Consider the following 7,096-nt stretch of genomic DNA (forward strand, 5'->3'; position numbering starts at 1 on the left):
CTCATACGGCGAGGCTATCCCCGCCGCACCCGTACCCGCCTCACCGGGCGGCCCATCCGGCGACGGCAGCGGGCGCCCACTCCGGCGGCGCCGGGCAGCGCAACGGCCCCGGCCCCCGCGGGTGCGGGGGCCGGGGCCACAGGTGGTGCGGTGTCGCCGGGAGCGTCAGCTCTCGGTCGTCGTCGATGCCTTGCCCGCCGGGCGGGTGGCGCGACGGCGGCGCGGCTTCGTCTCGGCGGCGGCCTCGCTCACCACGGCCTCGGCCTCGGAGACCACGGCGGCCTCCTGCGTCGCGGTCGAGGTGACGCTGCGGGTGGCGCGGCGGCGGCGCGGCTTGGCGTCCGCCTCGGCGGCCGGGGCCTCGACGACGGCCTGCTCGGCGGCGGCCGCCTTCGCGGTGGCCTTCGAGGCGACCTTCGCGGTGACCTTGTCCGTGGTCGCCGTGGTCTCCGCCTTCGCCCGCGACTTCGTCGCCCGGGCCTTCGGCTCGGCCGACGTGGCCGCGGCCTTCGGCTCCGACTTGGCCTTCGTCGTGGCGCGGGCCGGACGACGACGCGTCTTCACCTCGGGCTCCGGCTCGGCGGCCGGGGCGATCTGGAAGTCGACCTCGTCGGCCGGCTTCACGATCCGGGTGCGACGGCGCGGCTTGACGGCCTTCGCCTCGGCGCCCGGCTCCGCGATGCCCGCGGCGACGGCCACGGTCTGGAACTCGGCCGGGGCCGGCGCGGCCGGAGCCGCGGCGACGGGCGAAGCCGTCTCCTCGGCCACCGGCTTCACGGCGGCACGGCTGCGACGACGGCGCGGCTTGGTCTCCGGCGCGGCCTCCGCGACCGGCTCGGCCACGGGTGCGGCCTCGACCACGGGTGCGGCCTCGACCACGGGCGGGGCCTCGGCCACCGGAGCGGGAACCTCAGGAGCCTCGGCGACCGCCACGGCCGCCTCGGTGACGGCCTCGGGGGCGCTGACGCGGGTACGGCGGCGACGGCGCGGCGTACGCGGCGCGTCGTCGGACGCCTCGTCACCGGCCGGCACGGCCGGGGCTGCCGGTGCGGTCTCCTTGGCGGGTGCGGGCACGGTCGCGGCGCCCTCCTCGACGGACCCGCCACGGGTGCGGCGACGCTGGCGCGGCGTACGGGTGCGGGGCTCGCGCTCCTCACGGGCCGGGGCCGGAGCGGCGGCCTTGCGGCCGCGGCCGCCGGTCTCGCCGAGGTCCTCGACCTCCTCCGCGCGCAGACCGGCACGGGTCCGCTCGGCGCGCGGCAGCACACCCTTGGTGCCCGCCGGGATGCCGAGTTCCTCGAAGAGGTGCGGCGACGTGGAGTACGTCTCGGGCGGGTCCGGGAACTTCAGGTCCAGGGCCTTGTTGATCAGCTGCCAGCGCGGGATGTCGTCCCAGTCGACCAGCGTGATCGCGATGCCCTTGGCGCCCGCGCGGCCGGTGCGGCCGATGCGGTGGAGGTAGGTCTTCTCGTCCTCCGGCGACTGGTAGTTGACGACGTGGGTCACACCCTCGACATCGATACCGCGCGCGGCGACGTCGGTGCAGACCAGGACGTCGACCTTGCCGTTGCGGAAGGCGCGCAGCGCCTGCTCGCGGGCGCCCTGGCCGAGGTCGCCGTGGACCGCGCCGGAGGCGAAGCCGCGCTTCTCCAGCTGCTCGGCGATGTCGGCGGCCGTGCGCTTGGTGCGACAGAAGATCATCGCGAGCCCGCGGCCGTCGGCCTGGAGGATGCGGGAGAGCATCTCCGGCTTGTCCATGTTGTGCGCACGGTAGACGTGCTGGACCGTGTTCTTGACGGTCGTGCCCTCGTCGTCGGGCGACGTGGCGTTGATGTGCGTCGGCTGCGACATGTAGCGGCGCGCGAGGCTGATGACGGCGCCGGGCATGGTGGCCGAGAACAGCATCGTCTGGCGCTTGGGCGGCAGCATGGTGATGATGCGCTCGACGTCGGGCAGGAAGCCCAGGTCCAGCATCTCGTCGGCCTCGTCGAGGACGAGCCCGCGGATGTGGGAGAGGTCGAGCTTGCGCTGGCCCGCCAGGTCCAGGAGACGGCCCGGGGTGCCGACGATCACGTCGACGCCCTTCTTGAGGGCCTCGACCTGGGGCTCGTACGCCCGGCCGCCGTAGATCGCGAGAACGCGGACGTTACGGACCTTGCCGGCCGTGAGCAGGTCGTTGGTGACCTGCTGGCACAGCTCGCGGGTGGGGACGACGACGAGCGCCTGCGGCGCGTCGGTCAGCTGCTCGGGCGTGGCGCGGCCCGCCTCGACGTCGGAGGGGACGGTCACGCGCTCCAGGAGCGGGAGACCGAAGCCGAGCGTCTTGCCGGTGCCGGTCTTGGCCTGGCCGATGACGTCGGAGCCGGAGAGGGCTACGGGGAGCGTCAGCTCCTGGATGGGAAAGGGGGACATGATGCCGACAGCCTCAAGGGCTTCGGCCGTCTCGGAAAGAATACCGAGGTCGCGGAACGTAGTCAGGGTGCTGCCTCTTCTGTGAGACGCGGTCCGAGGCGAACGCTGGGGGTCGTACCGTGCCGGGGTTGGTCATCCGGCCGTGGATGGGCCGGGTGGCGCGGGACCACTGCCGTCGCTCGAGCGCTCGTGCCGCTGAGGGGGCCCCTCAGCTGCGGTCATACGTGTCGTACGCACCGCGTGGAGGGCTGTCGGGTCGGAGCCGATCGGGCCACCGACCGGGCATCCTCATTCAAGGGCGCGCCTCTGGCACAGCACAGTGCTCAGTAAGCGCAATACCACTGTACCCCGGATTCGCGCATGTGTGTTGGACGAATTCATCGGAACGGTATGAGGCCCCCGGCTGACCAGGCCCTTCCGCCCTGCGCGGAGCGGGCTATCGTTCCGTTCATGGAGACGCCTGACCACGCCACTGAGACCCCCGCCGAAGCTTCCGCGGCCACCGGGATCGCCGCCCAGGACTGGGCCACCGCGGCCGCCGACCCGCAGTACCGCGCCGCGGTCGTGGACCTGCTCGGCGCACTCGCCTACGGAGAGCTGGCGGCCTTCGAGCGGCTGGCCGAGGACGCGAAGCTCGCGCCGACACTCGGCGACAAGGCGGAGCTGGCGAAGATGGCCACCGCCGAGTTCCACCACTTCGAGCAGCTCAACCAGCGGCTCACCGCCGTGGACGAGGACCCCACCGCCGCGATGGAACCGTTCGCCAAGGCGCTCGACGACTTCCACCGCCAGACGGCGCCGTCCGACTGGCTGGAGGGCCTGGTCAAGGCGTACGTCGGCGACTCGATCGCGAGCGACTTCTACCGCGAGGTCGCGGCCCGGCTCGACACCGACACCCGGTCCCTGGTCCTGTCCGTGCTCGACGACACGGGTCACGGGAACTTCGCCGTGGAGAAGGTGCGTGCCGCGATCGAGGCCGACCCACGGCTCGGCGGACGGCTCGCGCTGTGGGCGCGCCGGCTGATGGGCGAGGCGCTGTCCCAGGCCCAGCGGGTGGTCGCCGACCGCGACGCCCTGTCGACGATGCTGGTGGGCGGCGTCGCGGACGGCTTCGACCTGGCCGAGGTGGGCCGGATGTTCTCCCGCATCACCGAGGCCCACACCAAGCGGATGGCCGCGCTGGGACTGGCCGCGTAACACCCCGCTACTGGGCCGCCGCCGACCGGGCGAGGCGGCGGCCACGTGGTCGGATCAGGAGCGAAAGGGTCACCGCCCCGACGGACACGGCTCCGATCAGCGTCGCCAGGACATGGCCGGTATCCAGCGCGGCATGCGTCAGATACGCGCCGAACAGGGCGCCCAGCGTGCCGGTGAGATAAACCGCACGGTCGGACGGCAGTCGGTCGGCCAGTGATCGGAGCGCCGCCCAGGACAGGGCGAGTCCGAGGACGGCGGCGCCGAAGGATTCCCAGATCACAGAGGATCACCTCGCGGGGGTGTGCGGGGCGGGCAAATCGGTCGTAGGCGGTACTACCCCCGGCCCGTGGAGGGCAACCCTCCAGCGCCCTTTCCGACCCGTACGGGACTCACGCCCACCTCGTACGGAGCCGGCGCCCACCCGTACGGGACCCGGTGGCGCGCCCGCGGGAGAGGCGGCACAGAACACAGGCGGCACAGAACACAGGAGCGGCTCTGCGGGGGAAAACCCCGCCGGGCCGCTCCTGTGATCAACGCGTCCGGTGGACTACAGCGCTCCGAACCCCACCCGCCGGGTGGTCGGCTCACCGATCTCCACATACGCGATCCGGTCGGCCGGCACCAGGACCCTGCGGCCCTTGTCGTCCGTGAGGCTGAGCAGCTCCGCCTTGCCGCCCAGTGCCGCGGCGACCGCGCTCTCGACGTCCTCGGCGGAAAGCCCGCTCTCCAGAACGATCTCGCGGGGCGTGTGCTGCACCCCGATCTTGACCTCCACGGCTATGTCCCTCCGACGGTCAGTCCTTGCGCGGCGAACCGCGCCGTACGCAGCCACATTAGCCCGGCGGGAGTGGGGCTCAGGGCCCGACCGGCAACGCCCGCAGCGAACACGGCGTCAGGCGTCCCCCGCCGGAGGGCTCAGCTCTGCTCGACGCCGTGCAGCGGGAAGCCCGCGATACCCCGCCAGGCCAGCGAGGTGAGGAGCTGGACGGCCGTGTCGCGGGGGATGGCGGACCGGCTGGAGAGCCAGTAGCGCGCCACCACCTGGGAGACGCCGCCGAGGCCCACGGCCAGCAGCATGGACTCCTCCTTGGACAGGCCGGTGTCCCCGGCGATCACGTCGGAGATGGCCTCGGCGCACTGGAGGGACACCCGGTCGACCCGCTCGCGCACGGCGGGCTCATTGGTCAGGTCGGACTCGAAGACCAGCCGGAACGCGCCGCCCTCGTCCTCCACGTACGCGAAGTAGGCGTCCATCGTCGCCTCGACGCGGAGCTTGTTGTCCGTCGTCGAGGCCAGCGCCGTGCGCACGGCCTGGAGCAGCGACTCGCAGTGCTGGTCGAGCAGGGCCAGGTAGAGCTCCAGCTTTCCGGGGAAGTGCTGGTAGAGCACCGGCTTGCTGACTCCGGCCCGCTCGGCGATGTCGTCCATCGCGGCGGAGTGGTAGCCCTGCGCGACGAAGACCTCCTGTGCGGCGCCCAGCAGCTGATTGCGTCGGGCGCGGCGGGGAAGGCGTGTACCCCGCGGGCGCGCCGCCTCTGTCTGCTCGATGGCTGTCACGCCGCCTCCCAAATAAGTGTTCCAGCACAGCCGGTCCGTGCACGCTGCGCCGTACAGCCATCGTACTTTTGGGTAACCCGGGTGTGCGCGGCGCGGACGCAGAATTTCATGGACCGGACAGCTGCGGAAGCCACAGTTATTGCTGGTCGCGAGCAAACCGGGGCGTATTACCGGTAATCGTCCTCATCCAAGGGAATTACCCTGCGCTGTTCCGCCACATCGGCCTCATTGGCGGTGTCCGGATCGACGCTCTCGGCCCGTTCGTCGTCCTCGGGCCGGACATCCGCCCGCTGCTCGGCAGCGTCCGCCTCCGGGGCCTCGGGCCCCGGCTGTTCCGGTTCGGCGTCCTCGAAGGTGTCCGGGTCGCTCGGGTCGACCGTCATGTGCAGCTCCCTTCCTTCCTCTGAAGCGTAGGGGGTGTCCGGCCATTCCGCGTGAGAGGGCGGAGTGGCCGGACACCCCCCGGCTACCCGTCCGCCCCGCGGTGCGGCCTGTGATGGCGAACACATGAATGAGGGCGTGATCGTCTCGTAACATTGCCGCATGTCTTCGACCGAGCTGCCGGGTGTCCAGGCCGCCACCGCCGCGGTGGCCCCCACGGTCAGTGCCGTCCGGGTCGCCGACGGCGAACGGCTGCGCTCCGTGTCGCTGCCCGGGATCGGCCTGAACGTCCGCTGCCGGCCGGGTGACCGGACCGGACTGCCCCCCGCGCTGTACGTGCACGGGCTCGGCGGCTCGTCGCAGAACTGGTCCGCGCTGATGCCGCTGCTGTCCGACGTGGTCGACGGCGAGGCGGTCGACCTGCCCGGATTCGGGGACTCGCCACCGCCGGACGACGGCAATTACTCGGTGACCGGACATGCCCGTGCGGTGATCCGGCTGCTGGACGCGGAGCAGCGGGGGCCTGTTCACCTGTTCGGCAACTCGTTGGGCGGTGCCGTCGCCACCCGGGTCGCCGCCGTCCGCCCCGACCTGGTGCGTACCCTCACCCTGGTCTCGCCCGCCCTGCCGGAATGGCGGGTGCAGCGACCCGCCGTCCCGACCGGCCTCCTGGCGGTGCCGGGAGTCGCATCCCTGTTCGCCCGGCTCACGAAGGACTGGACGGCGGAGCAGCGAACGCGCGGAGTCATGGCACTCTGTTACGGCGATCCGGCACGGATCTCCGACGAAGGCTTCCGCGACGCGGTGGCCGAGATGGAGCGGCGGCTGGCGCTGCCGTACTTCTGGGACGCGATGACGCGTTCGGCCCGGGGCATCGTCGATGCGTACACCCTGGGCGGCCAGCACGGACTGTGGCGCCAGGCCGAGCGGGTGCTCGCACCGACCCAGCTCGTGTACGGCGGACGGGACCAGCTCGTCTCGTACCGGATGGCACGCAGGGCGTCCGCGGCCTTCCGCGACGCCCGGCTGCTGACGCTGCCCGACGCGGGGCACGTGGCGATGATGGAGTACCCGGAGGCGGTCGCCCAGGCGTTCCGGGAACTGCTGGACGATTGCGGCGGGAGCTGATCCGGGGCGTGGGACGACACAGTCGAAAGGGCTCCGGGGCGATCCGCCCGGACGCCGGGGCAACGGAACCGGGCGGCGAGCGCGCCGCGGCGAGGCCCGCGTCCGGCGGCGGTCGGCGCAGACGGACCGCTCCCGCGCCGACCGGTGACGGGCGGGACCCCTTCTCCCCCGACGCCCCACAGGTGCGCGGCGGCCACCCCGAACAGCGTGAGCAGGGCGGCGGCTGGGGCACCGGACCGGTGCCCCGCTACGGGCAGCCGCCCGGCGCCCCCGCGTCCCGCGGCGCCCCCCATCCGCAGCCGCCCCACCAGCACCCCGGCCAGCACCCCGGCCCGGACAAACACCCCGCCGACGCCCGGCCGCAGCCCAGTGGGCCCCAGGACGCCGCCGCCCGGCAGCAGGCCGTGGCCCGCCAGGTGAC

Annotated in this window: 7 protein-coding genes and 1 pseudogene; 3 read left to right on the plus strand and 5 right to left on the minus strand. The window is 72.9% G+C overall.

Going from position 1 to position 7,096, the window contains the following annotated elements; all coding sequences use genetic code 11:
- Window positions 1-165: 165 nt before the first annotated feature.
- On the minus strand, window positions 166-2,412 hold the full coding sequence (locus CR470_RS34490) for a DEAD/DEAH box helicase (RefSeq protein WP_097871365.1): 2,247 nt from the start codon (window positions 2,410-2,412) through the stop codon (window positions 166-168).
- Window positions 2,413-2,862: 450 nt separating this feature from the next.
- Between CR470_RS34490 and CR470_RS34495 the strand changes: the two genes are divergently transcribed.
- Window positions 2,863-3,609 carry a ferritin-like fold-containing protein gene (locus tag CR470_RS34495; RefSeq protein WP_097871366.1) on the plus strand — a complete coding sequence of 249 codons (747 nt, stop codon included), beginning with the start codon at window positions 2,863-2,865 and terminating at the stop codon, window positions 3,607-3,609.
- A gap of 7 nt (window positions 3,610-3,616) precedes the next feature.
- Here CR470_RS34495 and CR470_RS34500 read toward each other — a convergent pair whose 3' ends face one another.
- From CR470_RS34500 to CR470_RS34515, 4 genes are all read right to left on the minus strand, one after another.
- Window positions 3,617-3,889, minus strand: a complete 273-nt coding sequence (locus CR470_RS34500) for a hypothetical protein (protein WP_097871367.1) — start codon at window positions 3,887-3,889, stop codon at window positions 3,617-3,619.
- 267 nt (window positions 3,890-4,156) lie between these two features.
- The gene (locus CR470_RS34505) at window positions 4,157-4,384 is read right to left on the minus strand and encodes a DUF3107 domain-containing protein (RefSeq protein WP_097871368.1); all 228 of its coding nucleotides are present in this window, start codon (window positions 4,382-4,384) and stop codon (window positions 4,157-4,159) included.
- 140 nt (window positions 4,385-4,524) lie between these two features.
- Window positions 4,525-5,166: a TetR/AcrR family transcriptional regulator gene (locus CR470_RS34510; protein ID WP_097871369.1), complete on the minus strand. Its 642-nt coding sequence runs from the start codon at window positions 5,164-5,166 to the stop codon at window positions 4,525-4,527.
- 167 nt (window positions 5,167-5,333) lie between these two features.
- Window positions 5,334-5,549, minus strand: coding sequence for a hypothetical protein (locus tag CR470_RS34515; protein WP_097871370.1), 216 nt, complete (start codon window positions 5,547-5,549; stop codon window positions 5,334-5,336).
- A gap of 160 nt (window positions 5,550-5,709) precedes the next feature.
- On the opposite strand from CR470_RS34515, the gene CR470_RS34520 reads away from it, so the two are divergent.
- Window positions 5,710-6,675 (plus strand): alpha/beta hydrolase, encoded by a 966-nt coding sequence (locus CR470_RS34520; RefSeq protein WP_097871371.1) that lies wholly within the window; start codon window positions 5,710-5,712, stop codon window positions 6,673-6,675.
- Window positions 6,676-6,683: 8 nt separating this feature from the next.
- Window positions 6,684-7,096: pseudogene (locus CR470_RS34525) on the plus strand (DUF3152 domain-containing protein); the annotation flags it as partial.

The sequence above is a fragment of the Streptomyces sp. rh34 genome (assembly GCF_002551245.1).
Taxonomy (GTDB): domain Bacteria; phylum Actinomycetota; class Actinomycetes; order Streptomycetales; family Streptomycetaceae; genus Streptomyces.

Coding starts and splice junctions, on each gene's coding strand:
- CR470_RS34495 (WP_097871366.1), top strand. CDS start 2,863: ATGGAGACGCCTGACCACGCCACTGAGACCCCCGCCGAAGCTTCCGCG.
- CR470_RS34515 (WP_097871370.1), bottom strand. CDS start 5,549: ATGACGGTCGACCCGAGCGACCCGGACACCTTCGAGGACGCCGAACCG.
- CR470_RS34520 (WP_097871371.1), top strand. CDS start 5,710: ATGTCTTCGACCGAGCTGCCGGGTGTCCAGGCCGCCACCGCCGCGGTG.
- CR470_RS34490 (WP_097871365.1), bottom strand. CDS start 2,412: ATGTCCCCCTTTCCCATCCAGGAGCTGACGCTCCCCGTAGCCCTCTCC.